This window comes from Anaerotruncus sp. AF02-27 (assembly GCF_003465835.1).
Taxonomy (GTDB): domain Bacteria; phylum Bacillota; class Clostridia; order Oscillospirales; family Ruminococcaceae; genus Anaerotruncus; species Anaerotruncus rubiinfantis.
In genome coordinates, this window is sequence record NZ_QSBX01000031.1 from 1 (window position 1) to 25,426 (window position 25,426).

Below are 25,426 nucleotides of genomic sequence, written 5' to 3' on the forward strand. Positions count from 1 at the left end.
AGTCCTATTCTTTTTGCGTTTCCTACACTATTTCCCGTCAAGTCAAAGTAATCTAATTTTGCGCCATCTCTCATAGGGTCTGTCGAATTATAGTTAAATCCAACTTCGATTGCCGACAACCAAAATAGCTTACACGATACGCCTTCTTCACCAAATTTAACTACACCGGGCTTAGCATTACCAGCGACATACGGAATTTTTATTTGTTTAATGCTGGTCTGAATATTCGGATCAAACAGTCCAAAATACGTTGTATTTAAATAAGATAAGCTTGTTGTAAGCGAGTAATCGCCTTTTTCATTTGTGGTCCAGGCGATCTGATTATAAATATCTTTTATCAGCAACCAAGCCCCGTTACAGCTTGTGTCATATAGTGTTGTATCCGGGTTCCCCTGATGCACGATCAAATGATTATATGGCACTCCGCCAAGGTTGAGCTTGACCTCCGACCCCACTGCCAAGGTGCTAATCGCAATCCCCGCCATTGGCGTGCACACCCCATAGGCCATAGGGCTTGTCTGCCAGCCGTAGGTACACCGGATAAATACCCGCACATGATGGACTACGCCATTTGTAAGTCCCGACAGGACACACGATAGCGTCCCCGCCCCCGGCATTACCATGACCGACACGCCGTCCGATGGGCCGCTGGGCATGTGGGTGTTGGCGGTCACGACGTAGTATTTGACCAGTGATCCGTATGCCGCATCCACCGTGCTAAAGGTTGCGTCTATTTTGCCGTCCCCGCCTTTGAGCGTGAGGTTTTCCACCTGCGGCGCAAGGTCGCGGGTGTTAATCCCGCCAAAGGATAGGGACTTGCCTTTTATGTCTGACATGGTGCACCTCCTTACAGGTACATTAAACGTCCTCCGGGTCTATTGCTGTTATTATCTTCCGCATAGATCGTTAACATGCCAAAGAGACTAACGTTGTCTCCATATCCCCCCATTCTAAGGAAGTATCTGTAAGACCCACTCTGGTATAAGCTGGAATAGCAGCAGTAATATGTGACCTCAGATCCTCCAACGTCTTCGTTTATGAATCCATGTGCGTTATTACCAATGATTGTTTTAAGATATCCTGACCTATTTTGGGGAAAAGTGCTGATCTGTGTATAACCCGACCCGGTAACATTAAAGTTCGTAAATGCGGTATAAATTTTTAATTGCCTCACCATCAAACCAGCGATCCAAAGGCCAATATTGCCCCAAATTCCCTCAAGACCCATAAATTTAATTTTTTCTGTATTTACACTGTTTCCATAGTTCATTCCTCTGGAATCGTTCGATCCCGTGTTTACCCTTATGTCCATATTGGTGGTTCCCAATCCCAACCCAGCAGAACAACTGAGGTTTTTATACCGAATTAAGTATAAAGCCTGGATCAAAGTAAGGGGATAAAACGACAAGGGATCGTAGCCAGCACCCATATTATTTGCATTTGCTTGTGTAATGGTAAGATTACCCCCTGTTGTCGGTGCCTTCCCGCTTAAACTTCTCAATTTGTTAGATATGACATACCCTTCATACGCGCCGACGTAAAGATAGTCACGATCTCCCTGAATGCTTCTGGTGTGCGCATTAAAACACCATTTTGCATCCGATGACGGCGCGTTTGGATCATCAGTAATCTTGACATACTGATAATTCCCCTCTTTGTACATCGCATAAGCTATGCGCGGAATTTCAATCATCACGTCGCCCGCGTTGCCGCTGGTGATGTCTGCCGCTGTTCCGTCCTCGAACTGCGCGAAATTATTCGGGTTGAGATACCCAACTACCGCGCCATCCTTAAAAAGACATGGGCGAATCCTGCTGAAAATGGGATCGGTCGCGTCGTTCCAACTTCCCGTCTGGAAATTACCGTTATTTCCCCTCGATGGGGCAAATCCGGTGCAATCATCTGTATAAACAACCGCTGATTCCGGGTCTGAATTTCCTTGATCGATCCGTACCCCATAGATAACAAACGCTTGCGGCGTAGCCGTCCCCACCGCATCCACGCTGGTTTGCCAGCCGTTATCACCCCGGACATATAACCGCACATAATACTGCACCCCATTGGTAAGCCCCTCGATGCTCGAGGAGATAACCGCATCCCCGATTGCCCCGACCTGCACGTCCACGACCTGTACGCCATCCATTGGGGAGGTTGGCGCACTGCCGGGTTTTGCAATGAGCCGGTAATACTGCCCGAGCTATAGCCATTGCGCGGAGATCCCCGTACAGGTGCAGTAGCTCTTGCCGTTGCCGCCCTTGAGCGTCAGGTTAAGCCCCTGCGGTGGGATCGTCTTTGTACTGATCCCGCCTGCGCCTAGCTCATCGCCGTAGATCACGCTACCACCTCCACCGGCGTTAAGGTCAGCTGCACCGTGATGTTACTCTCCGGGATCGCTCCAAAGGCTTTTGCCGTCGCGGTTCCATTGTTGTTGTCAATCCGTAAGGTTACGCCCGCGTCCATAAGGGCAAGCTGTGTGTCGTCGTCCACGCTGATCCCAATGCGCACATCGTTCACAATGGAGCTATGCGTTACCGCCTGCGTCCACATCTCGCGGGTGCTGTCCTTGACCCAGGATGCCACGGGGAGGGTTATGGTGATGAGGTCGGACGGGTCAGCTTTGCCATTCCACGCCGCTTTTTCATCGGGCGTGACAAACTTCCTCGTATCTGTCTCGTCAATCATCTGCGCACTGTGCGTGGCCGGATGGACATAGTTGTTCGCGTTCTCTGCAATCCCCGCGAGCTTTTCCTTTTCGGCGGTGGTGTAGTCGTTCGTGGACAGGCCCTTGCCGGCTTCTGCCAGTACGTAGTCATCCGGTACCTTCCCACTATCCACAGGATTTCCGTTTGCATCTAACGTGGCGAGGTTTCCAGCAGTGGGGGAGGGAGCTTTCAGGGCATAGCTGGTGTGACTATGCACTTTGTCCGCGAAGTCATCCGGCTTCTTTCCGCTGTTAGTGGGATTACCATCTGCATCCAGGCCCGCGAGATTGCCTGCCGTGGCGTTCGCAACCTTATCTGCTTTGCCCTGGTCTAATCCTTCAATATTCTGCCGGACAGCATCAAAATCCGCAGCCGTAAAATTTCGGGCGATGACTTCACCCGCCTGCCATTCCTTCGCAGTGCCTTCCACGCCACGCACACATCCGCTCAATGCGCTATCAGTCTTTGCTGCATAACAGATGGTTTCGGCATTTTCATCCGTTCCTATGACTGCCAGATTCGGCGCAGCCGGAAAAGCATCGATATTATCCACCGGGATGATAGTGTCGGCCGCGCCGATTGCCTGCGTCAAGAGCGCCTGCGGGGAAAACGGCATGGCCGGATACATGGTTTTGAGCAAGAGAAAAACCTCCTTTAAACAACGTTATCGCCGCGGCTCTGGACGAAGCCTTGTACATACATATCGATTGTGATGTAGGCAAGATCATTTGGACGGATTTCGACATTCTGCCAGCTGCCGCGTGGGATCAGACCGTCACTGCCCACCAAGAATGGAGTGAGGTCAATCTCGGCGGTCGTAGCATTAAAAACAGCCTTTTGCGTACCATTTACCAGCAGTGCAAAAGACTGAGGGTTTCCGAAAAAATAAATGCCAGGTGCAATCTCGTGATCGTGTGCCGGGAGCGTAATGCTGTGTGTATGATCGTCCACTTCAAAATCGTGACGGTGGGATGGGATGCTGACATCATGTTCATGCTTTGGTAGCCAGAAATTGTGGACGTGCCGCGTTGCGCTTTCGCTGCTCGGCGGGCTGGTGTCCTCCAAAACGGTTTTGCTGCCGCTTTGGCCGGTTGTGCTGGATCTGCCGCCGCCGCTGCTGGTGGAGGTGCTGGTTCCGCCGCCGGAGGAAGTGGTGGTCGCCGTGGCGCCGCCGCCCTCAGTGGCCTTGGAGTAAGCACGAAAGGCACCCATGCGAACCTTCGCCATAACCTTGTTGATGACCCGCATCTCAGCGGGGATATAGAAATCCATGACAGTTCCGTTGTTCGCATCTGCATTGCCCTGTAACGCTTGAGAATAGAGCTGCGTCGCACCCTGCGAATAGGTCATTTCAATCCGCTGCCTGTCCGCGAGATCCGCGACGGTGGAGGCGATGTCCTGCAGCCGGTTTGCAACGGTAAGGGTGGAATTCTTGACGTCCTCATAATCGATCTGCAGGTCGGTGATATAGGTTTTCTCCCGCACACCGGTTTCCGGGTCGATGATCTCGACGATTTTACCGGTTTCCGCCCGATCTAATTCTCCGCCCTGCAGCTCTGCGAATTCAATTTCATATTCAACCTGTGGTTGCTGCAGCTCGCTAAGCATTGCCTGCGCCGCGGCCTTTAGGCTTTCCGCGTTCTCATACCGGCGATCGATCCAAACACGCTCAATGATCCCATATTGTGCTACAACCTCCGGCGGGCTTTCGAGATATGGGATACCGCCATTAATCTGCGCGATGGAGAGCTGGTTCACTCCCTCTCCGTACCCCAGCGGATAGAGCCGGGTGCAGATGTTCTGCGGGTCGGAGCTTCGCCGCATCTGCAGCAGGTTCTTTGAGCGCCGCACATAAAGCTGTGGAGGCTGGTTTTCATCCAGTCGCTTGAGACTGAGCTTCCAAGGATATGTGCTGGTGTCGGTGTGCCAGATGTAGTTTTCGGTAAAGGGCTTTGGCACACTGAACAGAGCTGCAAGAAGGTTTTCCTGCTCCCAGCCGTATTCAAACTGCCGCGAAAAGTCGCATTCCGACAGCACCCAATTGCGTTCAAGCTGCTGATCCAGCAGGTAGTTGATGACATCGGCGGTATAGGTACCAAGATTCCCGACCTGCCGCCAGCCGAACATGACCCGATCGAGCAGTGTAGCGAGAACGTGCTCACAAGAGTAGGTAATAAGGCCGGTGTCGTCGACCTCGGATTCTTGCGGCAAAATACGATAGAGTTCGCCGCCATTGTATCTGACATACCGGAACGGCTGGCACGCGGCATTCTTTGGATCGTCATAGGGAAGGGCAAAAGATAGATGCCATAAGGCGTTGATCGGTTGCTCTTCGGTGACGTTGCAGACGTTCTGCAAAATTTTAATCCGCATCCGCTGACGGTCAAAAAGCTCAAGCATTTACAGATACCTCTCTCGATAAAGAACGGTCCCATCAAGCTGTCCGCCGGTGCCGGTGTCAACGATGAAGTCCACCAGCTCACGATTCAGCCTGATCCAATCGCCGCCCTGCAGGTGCAGGATGGATTGCCCATCCAGATAGACCTCAAAATTCTCGCTGTCGATAGTGAGGGTGCCGCCGGCGGGGATCGTGACAGTTATTACAGTAGTTTCCCGGTCGAGAATAGAGGTGACCACTGTACATCCGACCGTTTCGGCAAGCCTTGATGCGTGCAGGAAATCTTTGACCACGCCCGTGACGCCCAGCAGCCCATCTTCAAAAAGAAATGCAACGCGCATGTCTTTGGCCGCATAGAAACTGCCATTTAGGGATTCGTTCAAGCTGAAACTCGGGCATATATCCTTAGCGGCATAAAATCTGCCGCCAAGTTGTTCCTCCATGCTCACACAGATGAGGATATCGGCATTTGCCGCGACGCGCGACATCAGCTCTGCATGTAAGTCCATGCCGAACGGAATGCCGATCGACGCGACGGCGGAGCCATTCAGCCGTTCCGAAAAATAAACCGCCCCGGTAATCACCGGCATATCCTTGCCGATGGTTGCAAGCCCGCCGAACACTTCGGATAGATAGAGCCGGAACTGGATATCCTGGCTTGTCCCGGACCGCAGTCCGAATCGGATATGTCCAAACGCTCCGCCAAACATCAGTTAATCGCCACCTTGATATCTCCCGCGTCGACCTTCGGCATATAGCCGCGCTTGATCTCTTTGGCGGGGAGTTTTTCTTGCACCCAGACCGGCTCTCCGCCGGTAACTGCATCATAAAACGCGGTGTAGCTCCATAAGCCCCAGGGGGTAGTGGGACGGTTGAAGATGACCGCGGCGGAGTTCTGACTCATCATCTGGCCGCTCTCCGCCTCTGCCGGCGCAGAAAAGGCCACCGGAACGCGGGCATAGTTGGCACCAGCCAGTTCGCTGCCGCCGCCCTCCGGGTTGCCCGACCAGAGTGTCAGGTGTGGGGTGCAGCCCGTGATGCTCTGGCCGCGCAAAATATTCAGGAATTTGGTTTTGTAGGCGTTCGACAGGTTGCCGGTGAGGTAGTAGACAATTTCACCGGCGAGAATAACCGGCATCTCGGAAGCGGACACGACCAGATCGTCGGTCAGTTTGCCGTAGAGCAGCATTTCACCGCCAATCTTGCTGTCGGAAATTCCGATATGCGTCACGGTGCCGGCGTCGGCCTGCGCCATCGCAAACGAAATTTCGGTATCATTTTTCACCCCCAGCCCACCGCTTTCGGCGGCCGGCGCCGAGAAGGTGATGGGTTGTCGCTCATACCCTGTATAGGTGATTTCTACCCCCTCGCCGGTTTCACCGGGGTTGCTCAAATAGAGCCCTATATACAGGGCGCTCGGCGCGGTGAGCGTCACGCCCCGCATGATGTTGAGAAATTTGGTTTCAAGTGCATTGCATGCGTACAAATTAAATCCTCCTTTTGATCGCGGTGATCGTGACGTTGGTGATTGCGTAGGAATTGGGATTGTGCAGGGTAATAACACAGGGGGCATTCGCCGTGCCCCGGTAAGGAACGGCATTGTGTCCCGAGCTCACTGGAGCGTCAACCGCATCCATATAGGCGAACGGCTCGCAGATGAAGTTCAGTTCGAATTCCCGCTCAACCTCCATCGGGTAGTCGAGAATCTCGTCGGGATCGTAGAGCTCCCCGATATAGTATTTGTCCGGTTCGTTCCAGAGCCGGATTTGTTTTTTCTGGCAGAGGAGATAGACGATTTCACGCAGCGCGGCGCGGGTGATCTTGCGTTCGAGCGTACAGGAGAGGCGCAGCGTGCGTTCCTCAAAGTTCTGCGCGCCGAAGTCATACATCCCGTCGCGGTGTGGAATCGCAACTTTTCGCGCTCGCTTGGGCGGGAAAAGGAAGTCGTGGGCGATCACCCGGATGCCCCAATCGTCCGCGCTGTTGTGGTTGCCGAACTGGAAACTACTACCGGTCATGTTGGAACAAGCCCCCTTCTGCGCATATCTTTCTGAGCTTCACGCCCGATTTCGCGCCCGATCTTCTTGGCGTCGGCAGTTGTATCGCCAGTGCCCTGGTACTCCACATAGACCGTGACGCCGTTTTCGTTGGTCACCTTCTGTGGTGCGCCGGAAGACGCGGCGAAGGCTGCTGGGACGGCAATCTTTTCCGCTGCGCGGGAGGTCTCGAAATCCAGCGTTGCCTGCATTTTGGAGAACACCTGTGCGGCCTGATCTTCAAAGCCCACGCCGATGCCCTGCATCATGGGCTTCCCGATTTCGTCCCGGAAGCGGGTAGAAGGAGAATGGATTCCGAGAAAATCCTTTGCGCCGTCAATGGCCGCTTTTGCGGCATCTTTCACGGCGTTGGCCAATTTTATGGCGTAATTTTTGACCCCGTCCGCGATGCCCATAATGATGTCCTTGCCGAGCTGTAGCCAGTTGATCGACAGGAAGGTGTCGCGAATCTTTTGACCAATTTGCAGGGCGCTCTGGATGACATTCCCAATGAATTGAAGCAGGCCGGAGGCCAGGGAAGCCATAATCTTCATCGAGGCCTGGATGATCTGCGGGATGTTGTTGATGAGCGCCGTCGCCAGCGTGAGAATCACCTGGTATGCCGTGGTCACCACCAATGGAAAATTATCGATTAGAGCATCACAGAGCTTCTGGATGATTTCGGGCGCCTTTTCCAATAGCTGTGGCAAGGCGTCGATCAGGCCGTTTGACAGACCGATCATGAGCTGCAGGGCGGCGTCGATTAAGAGATCGATGTTGTCAATCAGGCTTTCCGCCAACGTGAGGATGGCGTCAACCGCGGCAGGAATCAATTCGGGAAGTGCCTGCGCAATCCCGAGCGCCAGCTGAGCGATCAATTCGACCCCTGTTTCCAGGATAGACGGGAGTAATTCAAGGATCCCAGTTACAAGAGAGGTGATAATCCCGATAGCAGCCTCAGCCAGCTGGGGAAGATTGTCCCGGATTCCGGTTACGAATGCTTGGATGACCTGTACGGCGGTGTCGATGAACTGCGGGGCGCTCTGCGCGGCCTTGACGGCCACCTCCGCAAAGATGCCGCCAAGGGATTCTACTGCTGCAGCTATGCCGCCTCGTTTAAAGGCCTTTGCAATCTGGTCAACATATTTTGTAGCGGACTTCGCAACATCACGCAGGGGATCCTGAACACTCTCATAGAATGCAATCCCCAATCCTTCCAAGCCGCTTTTTAGGATGGTGATCTGGCCTTGCAGATTGTCCTGCATGGTTTCCGCCATGCGCAAGGCTGCGCCATCCGCGCCGTTGACTGCCGCTGTGAGTTTTTCAAAATCTGCTTCGCTGGCACCTACGATGGCCAGCAGCCCGCTCATCGCTTCCTGTCCGGCGATGCCTGCGGCATAACTGGCTTTTTCTTCGTCCGTGAGGCCGGATAATTTCTCTCGAAGTTCGCCCAGTAGATCGCTTAACGGCCGCATGGATCCATCAGAATTTGCGGCGCTGATTCCAAGTGCGTCCAGAGCGTCGGCAGCGTCTTTGGGCGGCTTCACAAGCCGGGTAAACATCGCACGCAGCGCGGTTCCAGCCTGTTCGCCCTTGATGCCCGCATTGGCCATCAGCCCGATCGCTACCGCGGTGTCCTCGATACTGTAACCCATCGCGCCAGCAACTGGGGCTACATACTTGAATGTGGCGCCCATGAGCCCGACGTTTGTGTTTGCATTGGAGCTGGCCTGCGCCAACACATCCGCGAAATGGCCGCTGTCTTGAGCGGAAAGCCCGAAAGCGGTCAACGCATCGGTTACAATGTCGGATACTGCGGCTAGGTCTTCGCCGGAGGCGGCCGCAAGATTCATAATCCCTTCAATGCCGCCAAGCATGTCGGTGGTTTTCCAGCCCGCCATTGCCATATATTCGAATGCGGATGCGGCCTCGGTGGCGCTGAATTTGGTCTTAGCGCCCATTTCCTTTGCTTTGTCGGAGAGGGTTTCCAGCTCGTCTCCGGCCGCGCCGGAGATTGCCGCCACCTTGGACATACCAGCTTCAAAGTCGCTGCCTACCTTTATGGCAGCCGCTCCGGCGGCACCCAAAGCCGCGCCCACTGCGCCGATTGCTACAGCAGTGCCTTTCAGAGCGGCGCTGCCGACCGAACCGAGCTTTTTCAGACCGGACTCCAGTCCGCTACTGTCAAGCTTAGAATCGATAATTATGCTGCCGTCAGCCTGTGCCAATGATCTCACCACCTTGTATGGCTCGTCATCGGCTCTCAGGCACTACTTGACGGGGATTTTAATTTCAAATTCTTTGCGGCAGTTTCTGCCTTTGCAAATAACAAAAACGCCTCTGCACACCGCCTTTTCGCTGTATGTCAGAGGCATTTTATAACCGCAGTGTGGGCATATCACCCATTGCCTTTTATCTTCCAATACGCAATCCTCCAGCAAGCACACCGGCGAACGTCCGGGACTTCTCTTCATCCGTGCGGTTGTCCGGAAGCTTGTGCAGGACCTTCATGCGGGCATAGAACTGACGCCGGGAAGGCGTCATATCCGAGGTGATCTCGACTGCCCGGTATCCCATGACCTTGACGAACTCATTCTCATCGGTCAGGGCGGAGAACATCGCACGGAACTGCCACCAGTGCAGATTTGCAGATGTAAGATCAATCCCATACTGGCTTCGGAAGGCGGCGTAAATCAGCGTGTCGTCATGCTCAAAGGAATAGATCCGTTTAGCTGCCGATCCGCTGCCGCCAGAAGCCAGGTTCGGCGGATCCTTCCCGCAGCGATAAAACCAGAGCAGCGCGTCTGCCGCCGCCGGGAGGTTGCGGGGGGAAACAGGGAAGTAGAGCTGGATCGCCTGATACAGTTTTTCCTGCTCAGTGAACTCCGAATCCTGCATCAACAGTTCAAACAGGACGCCAATGCGAAAATCCGTATTAATTTGCAGGTATGTCCCAGCCACCTCGACAGTATACGGCAGATCGTCAACCAGAAGGTTCACTTCTTTACACGCCGCGCCGCCCGGTTGGGTGAATACTTCTGCAAGCGTTCCGCTCGGAAGGCGTTAATCTCATCGATCAGGAAATTCATGACCTCGATCCGTTCAAAGAGATCCTTTTCGCGGCCGGAAAAAATCTTTTCGCTCGCGCCGCCGCCCAGCACGCCGTCAAGCGTCCGGTCGCAGAAATCACAGGCTTCCGCAAGCTGCCGCGCAACGTCCTCCGATTCCCGGATGTTTTGAGAGCGCTCTATCGCCTCCTCCCCAAAACGCGAGAGCCGCTCAGCCAGACCTGCATCGGCGACGCTGATGGAAAAGGTGTTTCCGGCAATGTCGAGATCAAGCCGGGATGAGCCGAATTCAAATTTTTTGACCATAGGTTAAGCCCCTTCCTTTGCGGTAAAGGCCTTGGTGGCCGGATCCCATTCACCCTCAACAGCGTCGCCGCGATAAAGCAGAGAACCGGTGACCGCCAGAGATTCGCCCGCATTGCCGCCCCGCACAGCATCCGCCTTGATGGCGACCTGCTGTTTATATGCCTTCTGTTTTCCGGCAGTAGTGTCCCAGGTATCCACGAGAATCACATCGGTGACGCAGTCGGAGCCGGTCTTGCGCAACTCGCCGATCTCGCAGATGAACTGGATCACGGGATCCGCGTTCTCACGTTCGGCCACGAAGGCCATTGTCGGCGCATACCCAGTGATGCTAGAGGTGCCGGACCGCTGGTGGATATAGTGCGTGTCTTTTTGGGTGGGGTTGAGCTGTTCGTTTGCTTCTGAAAAACCGTCGCCCATCAGCGCATAGGTCGGGGATTCCCCAGCGGGCGTAGTATTCATATACGCCAGAAATTCATGACGCATTACAAGAGCCATTTTCATTCCTCCTATAGAATTGCTTTTTGCGTGTATTCGAGCATAAAGACTGCCTGGTAATCCTCCGTGCCGTCCTCGTTGGCTGAAATGATGTTCGGGAAGGAGCGCAGTTCAATCCGGGTTGCCTCACGATCGGCGCCAAGTACAGGGAGCGCCGATGACAATGTGCACTGTTCCAGTTCCCGCCCGATATTGTTGAGCGTCCCGGTTGCGAGAATCCGGGACGCGGTATCATTGCCCACGACACGGGCATAGATCGCAAATGGAAATTGGGCGGTGTAGCCGCCCAGGATATCCTGCTTGATCTTCACCGTTCCGGATAGCTGCTGCAGCATCAATGCGGGAAACTCGTCACTGAACTGTTCGAGCAGGATCGGCGCCGGCAGGGAAGGCAGGCTGTTGAGATATTCGAGCAGCAGGGTAACGACCTGCTGATTTTCGGACAAGGAAACACCGCTCATTTTGCACCGCCTCCCGCAATTTTTTTGGCTGTTTTGACCCAGCGGTCCTTGTGAACCGCTTTTGCCTTTTCAAACCACTGCATACACGCCTGGGGATGTTTATCGGTGGATTTGCCCGGATGGCGGTAATACTGTCGTGCGGCATAGGGCGCGTTGTAGACGATTCGACCACTTCCGAGCCTAGTGCCGCGGATGCCGCTGGTGCGCAGATTTCCCGAATCCATTGGTACGTAGGGGTCACAATCCTTTAGCACCTCATTGTCAAGCCACTTTTGAGCTTCGGAAAATTGCATTCCAAACCGTGAGATTCGCTGCGTGTTAATAATTAACCGCGCATTCGTCATGCTCCGGACACCTCCCAGTGCCACATCCGGCGGTTGCCCTGCGCGAAGCGGTCAATCGATTTGATTCTGCAGCACGGATGCTGCTTTTCCAGTTCGGAGATCGTTCCGTCGGGAATGGCGTAGTCAACGGATCCTTCGGCAATCCAGTCATCCGGCGAAAGCGTCCAGAAAGCGGCCTTCTCTCCCGGCGTCAACGGAATCCATTGCCGGTAGGGCAGATAGGTCTTGGCTTGACCGGCTGGACTTTCCGCGATAACGGTATCGTCGAAGATACAGAGCAGCATGCTGTCGTTCGCAGCATCGCCGGAAGTGCGGCGACTCTTGCCGCGCACACTCTCGAAGTATACGCGGCGCAGAACGGTTGCGAGATATGTTGCCTTGCGGTCGACCTCTCCGACATGGTTGTACAGCGTAACGGTTTGCCCACAGAGACGGTTCATCAGATCCACCTCGCTCGAAGCCCCGCGGCGTCCAATTTTGCAACGCACAGCGGGGAGACTGGAATCCCACCAATATTCCGAATGCTCAGAGCTTCGCGGCTGATGGAATAGCTTCCCAGGCTTTCGCTTACAGCAGAACCGATGATCCCGCCTGACTGGTAGAGATACTCCACCTGGTAGCATGCGGCCTGCTTCACCAGCTCACTTTCTGCGTCAGGGGAGCTAATCGACAGGGCGTCGATGATATCGGAGGCCTGCCGTGCCAGAGCCGGAAATTCCTCCTCGGGGACCGGCTCCCCGCCGAATATTTCGGTATAGTAGGTGTAATCGATATAAGCCACGGCAGGCCCTCCTTACTTTTTCGCAGATGCTTTCTTTTCGGTGACCACCAGACCTTTCTCGCGAAAACGCCCGGCCAGATAGGGATCATTCGTTTCGCCCTTCCCGGCGGCGAACGGCACCGTCAGGTAAATGCCGGTGAAATCCGGCCGCGCGGAAAAGGTTATGGTGTATTTGGCCATCTTACTGCACCTTGATCTTGCGGAAGACGCCGGCTTTACGGCTGTTTTTCAGCACGACAGCGGCAACCATCTCGACTTCGATTTTTTTGACCGCGCCGGGCTGCGAAAGATCCGGCAGATAGCTCTTGATAATCTTACCGCCCGCGGGGGAAACGCCGTGGAAGCCGTCCAGGGCGAAACTCGCGGCATACAGATCTGTGAGACCGGTCACAGCGCTGCTCGCTTCGCCGGTCTGATAGATATCAACACAATCCACAGAAGTGGTTCCGTTATAGTACTGTCCGAGATCGACCAGCGGGATTCCGTCGTAACCGGTGACAGGACGGCCGAACGCATCCTCGGAACGGGTGAGGTATCCGGCCCGGCGAGCAACCGCTTTGATCTTGGTGATCAATTTAGAGTTGCCCATCAGCATGCCGGGCTTTCCGTCGAACGCCGAGAGGAACTCATCCAGCATATCGAGGAAAGTCTGATAATTAGAGTCCAGCTGTGCCGAGGTGGACAGATCGATCGCTGTAGTGGTATTAAACTCGGTGGAAGAACCGGTCAGCATCACGTCGAGCCCGTCAAACTCATCGGTGTGGGTGGTGGCGTCGCCGTTGATGACCTTGTAGTGGAACAGATTGCGTGCGCCGAGGACCTTCTGCTTCAGCTGGAAATCCATCTCGTTGACGGCGCCGGAGGTGTTCTGAAGTACGCGGTCAAGCTGCGCCGATCCACCGAAAATCTTGAGGTCTGCTGTGGCTTTTTCGCGCTTGGCCTCCTGCGCGGTGTATTCGCTGTTAAGGGCGCGGAAGGCGGCGGTCGCCGGAGTTTTCAGACGTGTATATCCGTAGGTCATGGTGCTGCCGCCAGTACCGGGGGATACGCAGTCATCAAATGTGAGTGTATCGAGCAGCAGGGAATTGCGGCGGAACTCATCCACCACCAGCTGATCGACCTTGTCGGCCATACCGACTTTTGCTTCTGCAAGGGTAATAGGCATAGATCATTCTCCTTTACTTTGTGTTGTAGTGTTCCTGCAGCGCACCAAGCAAAGTGCCCGGAGAAGATTCTCCCGCACCGGTTCCGTGTGCTGCGCCGCTGCTTACTTTCGGCGGAGGATCGTTTTTTCCGGCGCCAGGGTTCGTTTCCTGTTCAAACAGGTATCCGTCCGATTCACGCAGCTTCTTGAGCTGGTCGTCGAGTCCGGCAAGCTTCTCCCCGTCCAGCTTGATGCTTTCCAGGTTCAGCAGACCCTTGACCGCCTTTGCATTTTTAGCCTTGTTGGTTATCAGCGCGAGATCCAGCGCCGCGTTGAGCTTGGTTTTGGCAATATCAGCGTCATACTTTTTTTGGAGCTCACTGAGATCGTTCTGCAGTTTATCCGGGTCTTTCCCGTCAAACTTTTTGACTGTCTCACGAAGCTCTTTGATGGTGCTGTTAGCTGTTTCGAGTTCCTTGGCTTTGGTTTCAAGGTCACCCTTGGCTTTGCCGATATCCCGGCTGTTTTCGTCCAGAATTTTGTCGATGGTCTCCTTGTCGAGTTTCAGTTCTTCCAAAAATTTTCTTTCCATACGAACTCCTTTCACCGCCTCGCTTTTTTCTCGTGGGGCGCTCCACCTGCGGGTCCGTAGTTTCGCGACATCGGATCGGTCTATATTTTGGCATAACAAAAGCCCGCATCACTGCGAGCCTGGTTATCTAAAATGAAAAAAGCACGCTGATTGGCGTGCTCAATCCTATTTAAAATTCTTGAAATGCTATATGGATGCCCTGCGCATCTTCAGACCATATTGCAAAACGGATCCGTGATGCCCATTTATCCTCCAAAGGAATCTTATCTGCATCCTTCCAGGCGCTTTCGAATATATCTGCGTCTGATAGCGGAATCAGCCAGCCGGAAAGATCTTCGCCATCCATGCTGTCACGGTGGATTTCCCGACCTTCTCCGCAATCCAGAAAAAACACGCAATCAAGTTTTTGCGCCTCAGTTTGCACCAACTCCCAGAAATGTTCAAACTTTTTTCCTTCTTGCGTCTTTAACCCGCGCATTATCAACGCCCCCTTTCAGGATCGTGATGAATTCCCCCGTTTTTCTGGCAACCACAACATCCTTTGCCTTGATATAAAAATCGACGTCACCCTGCTGGCCTCGCCAGGAACCGGAGACCTTTTCCGTGTGTCCAATTATAATATCATCAATGATACGGCTGATTTTTTGTCGATCCATCGCGTTAGCTGGGTCAAGGCCGAAGTCTGCCGCATGTTTTCCGATTTTCTTACCAAACTGTTTATCAGTTTTTATAATACCATTTTTCAGCGGCGTATCCAACGCCTTTTTTGCTGACCAGACCGCTTTTCCGCTCTGGCTGCGGCCAAATCCAAGCACCTGCTCGCGGTCGGTGTGCCGCGTCCTTCCGGTATCCCGCAGAAAAGCCTCCATGCGATCTTTCCGGCGGTGCAGAATAGAGGCGCTGCGCTGAAATTCCGCTTCGAGCGCTGCACGCGTAGTGTCGTTGGGCGCGGCCTTTATCGCGGAATCCAAGGCGGCAAGTTCACGCTTCGATTGACGGATAGCCCGCTCATAGGCTCGTTGCTGCTGGGACTGTTCATAAGCTTTCCGGTTCTCTTCGGTGTCGTATCGGGTGTATGTATCAGCGGACAACCCCTCAAAGAAAGGGTAGAAGCTGTGATGACAGTTCCTCTACCAGCCGCAAAGTCCTTTACCCGTACCAAATCCTGTTGAAGACACGAAGTCGGGATATTCTTTTACAGCTATGTGATCACCCCCTCTAAATGGACATCTCAGATGTGACATTCTTCATGATATCTCCAAATAAAGTTTCCTGCAGTTTTGCGCTCTTTTTTACAGCATCTTGTTATATTGGTATTTTCGATACCCAATATGTCACCAGCTTCTTTTGCTGTAGAATATGTTTTTAAATAATTTCCGGATAAATCATATTGATCTACTGCCCTTGCCATCGGATTGCCTGCGCCAGTACGTTTTTGACTCCACTTTTTTCTTTGCTCTACAGAATGGGACATGCCATAGAAGTGGTTTTTTGCTCCCGTTGTAGAAAGGCTAATTCTTTGCCGGACCTCTTGGGGCATTGTTTTGCCAAGTCGGTATTGTCTGATTTTTTCCTTAGTTTGTTCATTGTGCTTTTTCCCATAAAATGGATTCTCCGTCCCTGCCATTTTCGTTTTATTAATAGCCGATAATTTTGCACGAGTTTCGGGAGTATGGTGTTTTCCATAAAACGGGTTTCTTTCTCCGGCGTTTTGGAGCGAACGTAGCTTTTTAAGTGCCAATGTAGGGATATAACCATTCAGTCCATCTCCACCGTCTGTAATATTGTACCCATGAGAAGGATCTGTTGTTTGATATTTTGAAATTAAAGATTTTTCTAATTCTTCGGCTTTCAATTGTGATAAATTTTGCGCAATGATTCTGTGCTCGAAATTGTCCCATCCAATTTTACAAATAGCTCTATAAAAGTATATGTTTTTTCGATATCCTTCACCTCGACGAAACCGCCTGGATAAAGGCTGGGAAGTCATACCAACATAAATTTTCCCATTTAATTTGTTAATGTGCATATAAACAGTGAACTGCCTCATTATCATCACCCAAGTTAGTATAACACAAAGTAACAATAATGACAATTCTATCCACTTAGATAATTATTTACTACGCCTGAAAACCCGTCCCTGCCACACTGCATGCTCTGGCCGGGCGCCCATGTGCGAGGTTGTCTGCACCAGGTCGCAGCCCATTTCATCCGCTCGGGTGAGCTGGAGCCTGCCGACCGCCTGGCTGACGCCGGTGAGCACCGCCCGCCGGACCGCCACGTCCAGGTGGTCGGTGTGCCCGGATGGGTACCGAATGGATTGCATCCCCTCAGATCCCAGTTGTTTAACTGCCCGTCGGATCGCGTCCTGCTGGGAGAACGCCCCGGACATAATCCGCATGTAAACGGCATCCAGAGCATCCTCAAACTGTTTGGATGCGGTATTGGCCGTTGTCCGGGTCAGGTTTCGCAGCTCGCCCTTGGTATTTTTTAGTCCTGCCGCCAATGCGGCTTGCAGCGCTTTCGACCTAGCCAGCGGAACCGGGGAAAGCCCGGCCGCTTTGTAGATTTCATCGTCATACGCCAAGGCTGCGGCGCCGGCGTCCTCAAACATTTTTTTGAGTTCCTGTTCACTCTTTCCAGTGGTGCGCGAGAGCTTCCGGATGATCTCCGCGCGGGTGGCTTTCAGTTCCTGCGCCTTGAAAGACTGCCATGTGGTGGTGTCCGTGAGGTATTCGGCCTTTGTGATCCGTCGCGCCATGTCGGCGATGATCTCACTTTCGAGCTGCTCATACAGCGCGACCAGCGAATCGGGGAGCGCCTGCAATTGGTTCGGAGTCAGCATCAGCCGTCACCGTCCCCAAAATGAAGCCCGTCATCATTACCTGCCATCGCTTTTGCGGTAAGCTCATCCTCTCCGTACCACTTGACCCGATATTCCCATTTTTGCATGATACCGTCGCGAATATCTTCCTTGTCCTGTGCCCGTTTCGTGTCGTCATCGATGAGATAGCTGTCCGAAAAGTTGACTGTGATGTTTGCGTCTGGGTTGACCGGTGCGCCCAAGAATGTTTTTCCTGCCCATAGGAGTGCTCGAACGATCTGCTGTAAAGCGGATTCGACTACGATGTAATGCTTGCTGGCATTTTGCACGAGTTCCTGCTTGTCCCCCATGTACTGAGTAGCTGTAACCACGCTGCCGGCGTTGAACTGGTAGTGCTTGGTACCCAGCCCGCACTTAAAGGAGAGATAGTCAAGCTGCGCCTGCACGCCGTCTTTGTTTTCGACCACCCGCAGGGAGGGGTTGAACTCGTGGATAAGCGCGTCAACGTCCAGATTATCATCTTCGCCCATCTGTAGGAACAATTGCTGCATCACATCGTCGGGAGCAACAGATACCATGTTTCCATTATCATCCCGGGCGGACTGGACAAGGGATTTGTTATAAAATACCTTTTTTCCGCCAAGATAGAAGTCGCGGCAGAAATTGTTATATGCGAGATCCACGCCCATCAGGTTGTCCAGGGCATTGGCAAATACGCTGATGCCCAGGCCGTTGTTGTTCGCAATGTTATTGACAATGTTGGGCGTTACGATCGAAAAGAAGGGGGTGGGCGATCGTGTAAAGAAGGTTTCTGCTACCCCTTCCGGGAGCTTTTGCCGTTCAAGCATCTGATCCTTTGTCTTGAAATAATAGTTTTTAATCACATACTGGCCATCGTCGTCCAGTTCGTGCGCTTCGAGGTAAATATATGGGATGCCTTTTTCGATCACCCGGGAAGCGAAAGCAGCTTCTACGATAGCGCCTCCGCGGATCGTGAGCGGGATAATGCAACTCCCCGGCAGATACTCCAAGCGAATCCGCGCGGCTTGATCCGAAACAATCTCTTCGCCTCGCAGTGGCATCCCATCCAATTTGAGCACAAACGCACCAGAGCCGCTGTAAAACGCTTTTTCAATCAGTTCGTTTCCCTTGAGCCAGAAATTCACCTGTCGAAACACGCCGCCGGTGCCGTCCTCCCCTTGGAGAAACGCCGAACTTTGCTTATCGTCCACAACGATCTCGGTTTTGTCGTTTAGCAAAATACTGGCCCAGTCTTCGCAGACCTTTTTGGCCATCTTGAGGGTATAGAGCTTTCGCTCAATGATCCGCGTGCCCTGCGTTTCCCTGAAACAGTGAAAGGGCTTGTAGTATCCGCGCCACCACTGCTCCCATATTTGAATTTGTGCGTAGTAAGAATCAGATAGATCCATGCCTCGCTCATTGTTGAGCCAGTTGATGACCGCTGAAATATCGATGGGAATCACCTCGCTTATCTGTCCGGGATCAGCTTTTTCATGAAGCGCTCCCAGGAATATTCAAACGCATCGAGAATATCGATGTCGGTAGAAAAGTTATCAAGACGGATATCCTTGTCAGGATGGTCTGCGTCCCAAACGGCGCTCTCAAGCCCGCCTTTGACCAGATCGCATCCGTCCAGCAAAAACAGCCGGTTTTGGTTGAGTAATGTGGTCGTGCAGATAATGCGCTGCACAATCTCATATTTGGCGCTGTCGCCAATCTGCAAGGGGAGACCGGCCGCGCGGATCGCCTTGCGCAAGCCGTTGATGAGATACTGCGCCTCAGAATCCGCAAAGCAATATTTGATCCGCAGGGAAGGGAAGTCATTCTGCAACCGGCGGACAAAGGCGATGAATTCGCGGTTGACCCGGTCGGCGTCTATCTCGCCTTTGCCGCCCGCGATATGGTGATCCTGCAGCACAGTGAGCTTTGAATAGCCGCGGTGTACAGCCGTTGCAACGAAGGTGGTAAGGGAGCGGTTTCCGCCGAAGTCCACGCCCACGCTGACAAAATCCACATCTGCAAGATATTTGTCCCGCTCCATTTTGCCGGGAAAGCGCTTGATCCAGCGGGTGGGATTATCCGCGAATTGGCGATAGATAAGGCCTTCAGCTGCCACCCAAAGCCCGCGGATGTAACGATCAAAAAAGACGGTACCAGTGTACTCCCGTTCCAAGTTGGCGATCACTTCTGCGGGGAGGTATGGGTTATCATAGATCGTGTATTGCTGCTGATAGATGTCTGCGTCGCTTTCCAAAAAGGATTTAAACCAGTGATTCGGTCCTTCCGGATTACATGTGCCGTCAAAGCAGCTGTATTCTTTGTCCATACGGCTTTTTAGCATCTCAAATACATCCGGATGCCAGGTGACAACTTCGTCGCCATAGCAATATTTTACAGACATACCGCGAATGCGATTGACCTGGTTAACCTTGTCGGCTCCTAGGCAGTAGCACTTTTCACCAAACAGGATTGCGGTGTTGTCACTGCGGATGTCGCTGACAAGACCAGTTCCCCAGATGGCTTGAAGCGGTTCAATGATATTGCGCTGCAATGTTCCCTTGGTGTTGCCGAGAATCAGTGTCAACCCCTCTTTGCCTGCCAAGCGGCGGATACGCAGAGGGATAACATAGTAATCAAGATAGGTCTTTCCGGACCGTGTCGCGCCGCTTTTAATGTTCCAACGATGCGTTGCATGGTCAAGAAAATCCTGTTGCTTTATCGAAAAGCCGCCCATCAGAGATTGCCTCCGATCTTCGCAAGCACATCATCCAGCTTTTGCAGGGTGTCTGCACTGGTGTCAGTTGCCTGAATGCCGCGGACATCCTTGAGGGCGGCGGAAATCTTTTTAAGGCCGCCTTTATCGATCGCGCCGGACAGGATTTTTAGCTTTGTCGTCTCAGCGCTCATGGTGACGATCGGCTGATTGAGCGCATTATACGTGACGGATGTCATGCGGGTCTTGTCCTCTGCGGTGTATTTATCCGCTTCCTCGATAGCTTGCTCGATTTTGTCGGCTAGCCGATCGGCAAGGCTAAGTAAGCGGGCAATGCGGGAAGCTTCCTGGTCAGCAATTTTTTCAGCGGTTTTTTGTGACGTCTTTGCGATGATTCTGTCACGTTGACATTTTCTTTGTTCAGTCCACTTTTCTTTGCGCGCCCGATCACGAAGAGTCGGAAATGAAATGCTATATTTTTCAGCCAACTTGCGATAGCTGATATTTGTGTTAATATACTCGTTGCGTATCGCCAGCCAGTCAATTTTTGCCACATCACCACCTGCTTGTCGAAATGATAGGGGGGAAGTTGGCAGACTATTCAGCCCGCGGTCTGCCAGCGCGGGTTAGAAAGGAGGTGTGCCCAATTGGCATATCTCGAAGAAATCCGGTAAAAGAAAAACCGCCCGCGATCTCTCGTGAGCGATTTTTTCTAATTACACTATAGCACAGATGATAGAGGGCTTTCGAGGGTCAATTTTTCAAGCGCACGTCCGTGGAGTCGACGAACCCATCGGTAATCGTAATTCCACTCTACTGCGATTTTTTCAAGTCGCCATCCCTCAATGTACCGATACCGCAGCAGCAATTGCAGCCGGTCGTCCGGTACAGATTCGATCGCGTCCTCGATCTCATCCCGCAGCTGAATTCGCGCCCTCATTTGCGCAGTCAGGCGGTTTTGCAGGCGAACCAAACGCTCCACATTGACCTGCAGCTTGTCCTGCCCATCGGTGCCCCCTCCGGCGCCGGTATATTTTACCGACGTTATGTAGGCCGAGTCCTTCCAACGCTGGATCTCGTTTCGCAGCCGGCGGATCTCCCGTTCGTTGTCCCGGTAGCGGTTCAGAAAATCCTTTTTCTCTTGGTTGGTCATGCTTCCTCCTGATATTTTAATTTCGTACCCTTAAAGCGCTTTTGTGTCGCGTTCTTGACGAAGCGTTGTTATAACAAGATGCAAAATAAGCCAGCATTGCATATAGGTAAAACCCCGCCCAATCAACATATCATGGATCTGCTGTGCCAGAGGGATGGCTGTATCTTTATGTATTGCAGGGCTTCCATCCAAGAACGATGTCCAATCTTTTCCTTGGAAAAACAGTTTTCCAGTTTCACTATCAATAATTTTCATTGTTATTACTCCATTCCTTGATTTTCTCGACCATCAGCTCCACGATCATCCCGCCGACTGTAAAAGTAACGAGGATAAAACAGGAGAGGGTGAAGAGTATATCGGATGTTGCGCTAATCATGGGCAGCCTCCTTTTGCGATTTCGGTATATAAATTCTGTTTTCGTGCTTGCGTTCTGCCTTTCTGACTTCTCCAAGGAGCCGCTCCATCTATTTTTCCTCCTTCGTCTTTTCAATTCTCGCTTTCAAGGCCTGCATCAACGTCTCCTGTGTGTCGCCTTTGCATTGCAGCGCGGCCATAACATCCTCGTCAACGCCGCCCTGCACCACCAGGTGGTGGATAATCACCGGATGTTGTTGGCCCTGGCGGTGCAGGCGCTTGTTAGCCTGCTGGTACTGCTCCAGCGACCAGGTCAGCCCAAACCAGATCACGTGGTGCCCGCCATCCTGCAAATTAAGGCCGTAGGCACAGCTTGCGGGGTGCGCCAGAAGGATATCAACCTCCCCACGGTTCCATGCCTCATCATCCGCCGGGCCGCCGTAAACCCGCACTCGCAGGCCGGACTGCTGCAGCGCTGTCAAAAGCCGCTGCCGGTCATGCTGAAAGTTATAAAATACCAGCGCGTGTGCACCATGCAGCATTTCAACAAGCTCCATAAACGCCTCAATCTTGCATCCGTGGATCTCGGTGGCCTGTCCCGCCGTGTCGTATACCGCGCCGTCGCACAGCTGCAGCAGCTTGTTGGTCAGAACTGCTGCCGTCCCCGCGGTGATCGTGCTGTCGTCGATCTCAAGCAACAGCTCCCGTTCCAGCTTTTTGTAAGCTTTCAGGGCTGGCTCGTCCAGCGCCACCGGGATTTCCTCGTCAAGGCAATCCGGGAGTTCCAGATAATCCTCGGCCTTCATGCTCACGCAGATGTCGGAGATCGCTGCCCGAATCGCGTTGTCGGCGCCGGCCTTCGGGGCGTAGGTATAAATCTGCGTGCGGCTTCGCTGGTCAGGATCGAAAAACCGCTCCCGGTATTGCCCAATCGTCCGGCCGAGGCGCTGCCCGCCGTCCAGCAGAAAGACTTGGGCCCACAGATCCAGCAGCCCGTTCGGCGCCGGCGTGCCGGTCAGTTCCACCAGCCGGGAGATCCGAGGCCGCACCAGCTTCAGTGCCTTGAAACGTTTGGCCTGCCAGTTTTTGAAGCTCGAGGATTCATCCAGCACAACCATGTCAAACGGCCAATCGTTACGGTAGTAATCCACCAGCCATGGTACATTCTCCCGGTTGATGACGTAAATATCGGCCGGTGTGGCCAACGCCCGGATGCGCCGGGCCGCACTGCCAAGCACGGCCGAGATCCGCAGCAGCTTCAGGTGATCCCACTTCGCCGCCTCCTTCGACCAGGTGGCTTCGGCCACCTTTTTCGGCGCCACTACCAGCACCCGGTGGATGGCAAACCGGTTGTACCGCAGATCCGCAATCGCAGTCAGCGTGATGACTGTCTTGCCTCAACCGAGGCCCATGTCTAAAAACAGACCGACAGCACGATTGTAGATAATGCGGTCAATGCAATACTGCTGGTACGGATAGGGCATGAACTTCATCGGGCATCACCTCCTCCACGAACGCCTTGATTTCGTCCAACCCTTTCAGCACGCGGACATCCGCGCCGCGCTTTCGCATTTCTTCAATCTGCCATTTCTGGATATTCGCCAGCCGGCCAATATCGGTTTTGAGTTCTACGAAGATTACCCGGCCGCCCGGCGCAATTACAATCCTGTCTGGGACGCCCGGGTTGTTCGGGCTTACGAACTTTGGGCACAGCCCGCCGCGCTCCCTGACCATCTTCACCAGCCGGGCCTCGATTGCCGACTCTTTCATCTGTTTCACTCCTTTTTTGGCACGCTTCTTGCTCGCGCGTGCGTGCGTGTGCGCGCATCAGGCGCGCGTATATTTTTCTAAAATCAGGCGTTTAGAGATATTAGAGACATATTTATTTCTCTAATCCTCTATTTCTACCTATCTATATAAAAAGATTGTTACTTTGTCACTTTTTACCTCAAAACCAGCATCACAAGCCGTTTTACACGGTAACAATCTGCGGTAACAATCTAAAAACGATTGTTACTTTGTCACTTTTCGAAATGTGGGGTAACAATCGATTGTTACCTTTTTTCGAAACCCCTCTGGGTCTTGCAGTAGCCGAATTTTGCGGTTTTTTTCATCCGCTCCCATCCCGGAATCATAGAAATTACACTGTTGATTTCTGCCGCGTCGCTGTTGCGGATGTACCGAAAATCGTTCCCGAGCGCCTCGCACCAAACCTCTAGCGCACATATCCTGTCGCGCTCGACGAGGTCAAGATCTCCGGCCACCGAGCCGTTCCAGAAGGCCGTTCTCCGGGCAAGATCCCACCTCGTCCAGTCGCGCGGGACCCGCTGTTCAATGAATTCACGGATGATGCCTTCCTGTGGAGACCGTTCGCGGTGTTCCTCCTGTTCCTGCTGGGCGTATTCTTCGATCTCGCCTGAAAGATAGAGCGGTTCTCCGAGTCGCCAACGCACGACAGCTTCCGCCCAAATTTGCCCGACCTCGCCGTCGAGGTCTTTGAATACACTTTTCTTTGGTGGCACCACAGCGGCGTCCACAGGCCAGAACCGGCGGTTTCCGGTCTTGTCCTGCAAATACTCCCTCGTATTTGATGTGCCGAAGAAGACGCAGCAGCGCGGGCAATCCTTCACATGGCGGCCGTAGGCGGCCCTGAAGCGATCTACCTGCTGGCTGAGGAACTGTTTGACCCGGTTGATGTCCGTGCGACGCAGCGCGTCCAACTCGCCTATCTCGATGATCCAGATGCCTTGAATCATTTCGCTTGGCTCCTTGCCTTCGAAGGTTCGCAGCCCATCGGTAAACCAGCTGCGCCCCATCTTGCGAAACAGGGTGCTTTTTCCGATCCCCTGCGGGCCGGAGATCACGGTCATGGTATCGTATTTGATGCCCGGCGTCATGGCACGCGCGACTGCTGCGACGAAGGCTTTGCGGGTAACCGCGCGGATATAGGGGACGTCGATCGCCCCGAGGTAATCAATAAAAAGAGTATCCAGGCGCGGCACGCCGTCCCACGACAGCGCAGTCAGGTAATCTTTGATTTCGTTGAAGGAGTGATTTTTGCTGTGCAGGGAAAGCGCTCCGTCCACTTTATCCTTGCCGGTGATCTTGTAGACTTTTTCAAGGTACCAGTAGGCTCCCTGGTTGTCGTTGTCCTCCCAGAACCGGCGCGTGTCCTGCTTGCTCCAAGGGAGCTGCCCGAAGACCTCGCCACGGTTGGCGAACTCATTGAGCGCGAATTTCCCGCGCAGCAGCGGATCGTTCTCCAAAATGATCCAGACATTATCGATCGTCCGGACAGCCGCACCGGTCTGGGAGTTGGTTTCGAGCTTTGACATCCAGTTTGCTGCGTCGCCGGTATTGCCGGCGCCAACGCCGTCGAACTCCCGCACGGCGTCCTCATAGCGCTCGCGGTTGATGAGCGCCGCCACGCCGGCGTCGGACACGGCCAACTCACACATCGCGGCATAGGACGGCAACCGGTTGGTCGGGGTGCCAGGCTGCGCGTCGTCGTCCCGGTCTCCAAATTTGTGCAGGCGCACGAGGTCGAAAGCGTTGCAGAGCTTGCCGCCGGCGGGATCGGTGGCGTGGTGGGAGTAGAGGAAGCCGCCGCCATCGTAGACCACTGCGCCACCGGTTGTGCTGCCGCCGGTGAAGGTGTAACGATCCGGCGAACCGTCCACCGGTTCGTACATACCGGGAAGCAGCTCGTCCATTGCGCGATAAACGTTGTATACCCGGCAGAACGCGCCCACGACGCCGGGCTTTGTTGTGGGATCTCCCTGCCGGGCAGCGAGGCGCTGCTGCGCCTGCTGGGTCCCGGGAACCTGCGGCCACTCAGTGATATCGCGCCAGTCGCGGTACTGCGCAAGTAGCCCGTCGGCGGAAAGCAGAGGTTTATCCGCGAAGGTGAATATGTACTCCGCATCGGCGCAGCAGCTTGGCCAGTACATAAGGCGGGACGCTTCGAAAGTCGACGGGTCAGCCAATTCGATCCCGGTGCAGGCCGCCATGCGCCTCGCAAGCGGCTCGGATTC

At 53.6% G+C, this 25,426-nt stretch carries 31 protein-coding genes and 1 pseudogene; all 32 read right to left on the bottom strand.

Translation table 11 applies throughout. The annotated features are described in order from the left end of the window. On the bottom strand, positions 1-836 hold an 836-nt coding region (locus tag DWV16_RS16160; protein ID WP_243007350.1), incomplete at its 3' end, for a DUF6273 domain-containing protein. A gap of 11 nt (positions 837-847) precedes the next feature. After that, positions 848-2,125, bottom strand: coding sequence for a hypothetical protein (locus DWV16_RS16165; protein WP_118480315.1), 1,278 nt, complete (start codon positions 2,123-2,125; stop codon positions 848-850). Positions 2,126-2,197: 72 nt separating this feature from the next. Next, positions 2,198-2,335 (bottom strand): hypothetical protein, encoded by a 138-nt coding sequence (locus tag DWV16_RS19155; protein WP_158572948.1) that lies wholly within the window; start codon positions 2,333-2,335, stop codon positions 2,198-2,200. Continuing rightward, complete coding sequence (locus tag DWV16_RS16170) at positions 2,332-3,342, bottom strand: hypothetical protein (protein ID WP_118480317.1); 1,011 nt, start codon at positions 3,340-3,342, stop codon at positions 2,332-2,334. Before DWV16_RS16170 ends, DWV16_RS19155 begins: the two co-directional genes overlap by 4 nt. 14 nt (positions 3,343-3,356) lie before the next feature. Beyond that, complete coding sequence (locus tag DWV16_RS16175; RefSeq protein WP_118480319.1) at positions 3,357-5,102, bottom strand: phage tail protein; 1,746 nt, start codon at positions 5,100-5,102, stop codon at positions 3,357-3,359. Then, positions 5,103-5,810: a hypothetical protein gene (locus tag DWV16_RS16180; RefSeq protein ID WP_118480321.1), complete on the bottom strand. Its 708-nt coding sequence runs from the start codon at positions 5,808-5,810 to the stop codon at positions 5,103-5,105. Beyond that, a complete protein-coding gene (locus tag DWV16_RS16185) occupies positions 5,810-6,586 on the bottom strand; it encodes a hypothetical protein (RefSeq protein ID WP_118480323.1) in 777 nt (258 codons plus the stop codon). The genes DWV16_RS16180 and DWV16_RS16185 overlap by 1 nt, the downstream gene beginning before the upstream one ends. A gap of 1 nt (position 6,587) precedes the next feature. After that, a complete protein-coding gene (locus DWV16_RS16190) occupies positions 6,588-7,118 on the bottom strand; it encodes a phage tail domain-containing protein (protein WP_118480325.1) in 531 nt (176 codons plus the stop codon). Beyond that, the gene (locus tag DWV16_RS16195; protein WP_243007351.1) at positions 7,115-9,364 is read right to left on the bottom strand and encodes a phage tail tape measure protein; all 2,250 of its coding nucleotides are present in this window, start codon (positions 9,362-9,364) and stop codon (positions 7,115-7,117) included. The genes DWV16_RS16190 and DWV16_RS16195 overlap by 4 nt, the downstream gene beginning before the upstream one ends. Before the next feature lie 184 nt (positions 9,365-9,548). Then, positions 9,549-10,136, bottom strand: a complete 588-nt coding sequence (locus DWV16_RS16200) for a bacteriophage Gp15 family protein (RefSeq protein WP_118480329.1) — start codon at positions 10,134-10,136, stop codon at positions 9,549-9,551. Beyond that, positions 10,133-10,510: a DUF6673 family protein gene (locus DWV16_RS16205; RefSeq protein WP_118480331.1), complete on the bottom strand. Its 378-nt coding sequence runs from the start codon at positions 10,508-10,510 to the stop codon at positions 10,133-10,135. The genes DWV16_RS16200 and DWV16_RS16205 overlap by 4 nt, the downstream gene beginning before the upstream one ends. A gap of 3 nt (positions 10,511-10,513) precedes the next feature. Next, on the bottom strand, positions 10,514-11,005 hold the full coding sequence (locus tag DWV16_RS16210; protein WP_118480333.1) for a phage tail tube protein: 492 nt from the start codon (positions 11,003-11,005) through the stop codon (positions 10,514-10,516). Positions 11,006-11,016: 11 nt separating this feature from the next. Then, positions 11,017-11,466 (bottom strand): hypothetical protein, encoded by a 450-nt coding sequence (locus DWV16_RS16215; RefSeq protein WP_118480335.1) that lies wholly within the window; start codon positions 11,464-11,466, stop codon positions 11,017-11,019. Continuing rightward, positions 11,463-11,810 (bottom strand): minor capsid protein, encoded by a 348-nt coding sequence (locus tag DWV16_RS16220; RefSeq protein ID WP_118480336.1) that lies wholly within the window; start codon positions 11,808-11,810, stop codon positions 11,463-11,465. Before DWV16_RS16220 ends, DWV16_RS16215 begins: the two co-directional genes overlap by 4 nt. Continuing rightward, on the bottom strand, positions 11,807-12,250 hold the full coding sequence (locus DWV16_RS16225; RefSeq protein WP_118480338.1) for a hypothetical protein: 444 nt from the start codon (positions 12,248-12,250) through the stop codon (positions 11,807-11,809). Before DWV16_RS16225 ends, DWV16_RS16220 begins: the two co-directional genes overlap by 4 nt. Then, complete coding sequence (locus DWV16_RS16230) at positions 12,250-12,591, bottom strand: hypothetical protein (protein ID WP_118480340.1); 342 nt, start codon at positions 12,589-12,591, stop codon at positions 12,250-12,252. Before DWV16_RS16230 ends, DWV16_RS16225 begins: the two co-directional genes overlap by 1 nt. A gap of 12 nt (positions 12,592-12,603) precedes the next feature. Further along, positions 12,604-12,771, bottom strand: a complete 168-nt coding sequence (locus DWV16_RS19160; RefSeq protein WP_158572949.1) for a hypothetical protein — start codon at positions 12,769-12,771, stop codon at positions 12,604-12,606. Between the two features lies 1 nt (position 12,772). Continuing rightward, positions 12,773-13,756, bottom strand: a complete 984-nt coding sequence (locus DWV16_RS16235; protein WP_118480342.1) for a major capsid protein — start codon at positions 13,754-13,756, stop codon at positions 12,773-12,775. 13 nt (positions 13,757-13,769) lie between these two features. Beyond that, positions 13,770-14,327, bottom strand: a complete 558-nt coding sequence (locus DWV16_RS16240) for a phage scaffolding protein (RefSeq protein ID WP_118480344.1) — start codon at positions 14,325-14,327, stop codon at positions 13,770-13,772. A 169-nt stretch (positions 14,328-14,496) separates the two neighbouring features. Next, positions 14,497-14,805, bottom strand: coding sequence for a hypothetical protein (locus DWV16_RS16245; protein ID WP_118480346.1), 309 nt, complete (start codon positions 14,803-14,805; stop codon positions 14,497-14,499). Then, positions 14,768-15,442: pseudogene (locus DWV16_RS16250) on the bottom strand (phage minor capsid protein); the annotation flags it as partial. The gene DWV16_RS16245 and the pseudogene DWV16_RS16250, both read right to left, overlap by 38 nt. A 116-nt stretch (positions 15,443-15,558) precedes the next feature. After that, the gene (locus tag DWV16_RS16255) at positions 15,559-16,377 is read right to left on the bottom strand and encodes an NUMOD3 domain-containing DNA-binding protein (RefSeq protein ID WP_158572950.1); all 819 of its coding nucleotides are present in this window, start codon (positions 16,375-16,377) and stop codon (positions 15,559-15,561) included. Between the two features lie 63 nt (positions 16,378-16,440). Beyond that, entirely contained in the window at positions 16,441-17,172 is a 732-nt protein-coding gene (locus tag DWV16_RS16260; protein WP_118480352.1) for a phage minor capsid protein, read from the bottom strand. Continuing rightward, the gene (locus tag DWV16_RS16265; protein ID WP_243007352.1) at positions 17,172-18,635 is read right to left on the bottom strand and encodes a hypothetical protein; all 1,464 of its coding nucleotides are present in this window, start codon (positions 18,633-18,635) and stop codon (positions 17,172-17,174) included. Before DWV16_RS16265 ends, DWV16_RS16260 begins: the two co-directional genes overlap by 1 nt. Before the next feature lie 5 nt (positions 18,636-18,640). After that, positions 18,641-19,906 (bottom strand): terminase large subunit domain-containing protein, encoded by a 1,266-nt coding sequence (locus tag DWV16_RS16270; RefSeq protein ID WP_118480354.1) that lies wholly within the window; start codon positions 19,904-19,906, stop codon positions 18,641-18,643. After that, positions 19,906-20,439, bottom strand: coding sequence for a hypothetical protein (locus DWV16_RS16275; RefSeq protein ID WP_118480356.1), 534 nt, complete (start codon positions 20,437-20,439; stop codon positions 19,906-19,908). The genes DWV16_RS16270 and DWV16_RS16275 overlap by 1 nt, the downstream gene beginning before the upstream one ends. 167 nt (positions 20,440-20,606) lie before the next feature. After that, positions 20,607-21,038, bottom strand: a complete 432-nt coding sequence (locus DWV16_RS16280; protein ID WP_118480358.1) for a hypothetical protein — start codon at positions 21,036-21,038, stop codon at positions 20,607-20,609. A gap of 30 nt (positions 21,039-21,068) precedes the next feature. Then, positions 21,069-21,293 (bottom strand): hypothetical protein, encoded by a 225-nt coding sequence (locus tag DWV16_RS16285; RefSeq protein WP_118480360.1) that lies wholly within the window; start codon positions 21,291-21,293, stop codon positions 21,069-21,071. Continuing rightward, complete coding sequence (locus tag DWV16_RS19780; protein ID WP_255420078.1) at positions 21,280-21,414, bottom strand: hypothetical protein; 135 nt, start codon at positions 21,412-21,414, stop codon at positions 21,280-21,282. The genes DWV16_RS16285 and DWV16_RS19780 overlap by 14 nt, the downstream gene beginning before the upstream one ends. Before the next feature lie 88 nt (positions 21,415-21,502). Next, positions 21,503-22,777 (bottom strand): DEAD/DEAH box helicase, encoded by a 1,275-nt coding sequence (locus DWV16_RS16290; RefSeq protein WP_243007354.1) that lies wholly within the window; start codon positions 22,775-22,777, stop codon positions 21,503-21,505. A gap of 67 nt (positions 22,778-22,844) precedes the next feature. Then, complete coding sequence (locus DWV16_RS16295; RefSeq protein WP_118480362.1) at positions 22,845-23,162, bottom strand: VRR-NUC domain-containing protein; 318 nt, start codon at positions 23,160-23,162, stop codon at positions 22,845-22,847. 284 nt (positions 23,163-23,446) lie between these two features. After that, a partial coding sequence (locus tag DWV16_RS16300; RefSeq protein ID WP_243007353.1) for a virulence-associated E family protein occupies positions 23,447-25,426 on the bottom strand: 1,980 nt, incomplete at its 5' end.

Bases quoted from the DNA above. Each gene is read 5' to 3' on its own strand.
- DWV16_RS16255 (WP_158572950.1), bottom strand. From the start codon at position 16,377: ATGAGGCAGTTCACTGTTTATATGCACATTAACAAATTAAATGGGAAA.
- DWV16_RS16285 (WP_118480360.1), bottom strand. From the start codon at position 21,293: ATGAAAATTATTGATAGTGAAACTGGAAAACTGTTTTTCCAAGGAAAA.
- DWV16_RS16270 (WP_118480354.1), bottom strand. From the start codon at position 19,906: ATGGGCGGCTTTTCGATAAAGCAACAGGATTTTCTTGACCATGCAACG.
- DWV16_RS16175 (WP_118480319.1), bottom strand. From the start codon at position 5,102: ATGCTTGAGCTTTTTGACCGTCAGCGGATGCGGATTAAAATTTTGCAG.
- DWV16_RS16260 (WP_118480352.1), bottom strand. From the start codon at position 17,172: ATGCTGACTCCGAACCAATTGCAGGCGCTCCCCGATTCGCTGGTCGCG.
- DWV16_RS16240 (WP_118480344.1), bottom strand. From the start codon at position 14,327: ATGGAAAGAAAATTTTTGGAAGAACTGAAACTCGACAAGGAGACCATC.
- DWV16_RS16210 (WP_118480333.1), bottom strand. From the start codon at position 11,005: ATGGCTCTTGTAATGCGTCATGAATTTCTGGCGTATATGAATACTACG.
- DWV16_RS16295 (WP_118480362.1), bottom strand. From the start codon at position 23,162: ATGAAAGAGTCGGCAATCGAGGCCCGGCTGGTGAAGATGGTCAGGGAG.
- DWV16_RS16205 (WP_118480331.1), bottom strand. From the start codon at position 10,510: ATGGTCAAAAAATTTGAATTCGGCTCATCCCGGCTTGATCTCGACATT.
- DWV16_RS16245 (WP_118480346.1), bottom strand. From the start codon at position 14,805: ATGCGCGGGTTAAAGACGCAAGAAGGAAAAAAGTTTGAACATTTCTGG.
- DWV16_RS16225 (WP_118480338.1), bottom strand. From the start codon at position 12,250: ATGAACCGTCTCTGTGGGCAAACCGTTACGCTGTACAACCATGTCGGA.
- DWV16_RS16220 (WP_118480336.1), bottom strand. From the start codon at position 11,810: ATGACGAATGCGCGGTTAATTATTAACACGCAGCGAATCTCACGGTTT.
- DWV16_RS16235 (WP_118480342.1), bottom strand. From the start codon at position 13,756: ATGCCTATTACCCTTGCAGAAGCAAAAGTCGGTATGGCCGACAAGGTC.
- DWV16_RS16215 (WP_118480335.1), bottom strand. From the start codon at position 11,466: ATGAGCGGTGTTTCCTTGTCCGAAAATCAGCAGGTCGTTACCCTGCTG.
- DWV16_RS16190 (WP_118480325.1), bottom strand. From the start codon at position 7,118: ATGACCGGTAGTAGTTTCCAGTTCGGCAACCACAACAGCGCGGACGAT.
- DWV16_RS19780 (WP_255420078.1), bottom strand. From the start codon at position 21,414: ATGATTAGCGCAACATCCGATATACTCTTCACCCTCTCCTGTTTTATC.
- DWV16_RS16280 (WP_118480358.1), bottom strand. From the start codon at position 21,038: ATGACCAACCAAGAGAAAAAGGATTTTCTGAACCGCTACCGGGACAAC.
- DWV16_RS19160 (WP_158572949.1), bottom strand. From the start codon at position 12,771: ATGGCCAAATACACCATAACCTTTTCCGCGCGGCCGGATTTCACCGGC.
- DWV16_RS16180 (WP_118480321.1), bottom strand. From the start codon at position 5,810: ATGTTTGGCGGAGCGTTTGGACATATCCGATTCGGACTGCGGTCCGGG.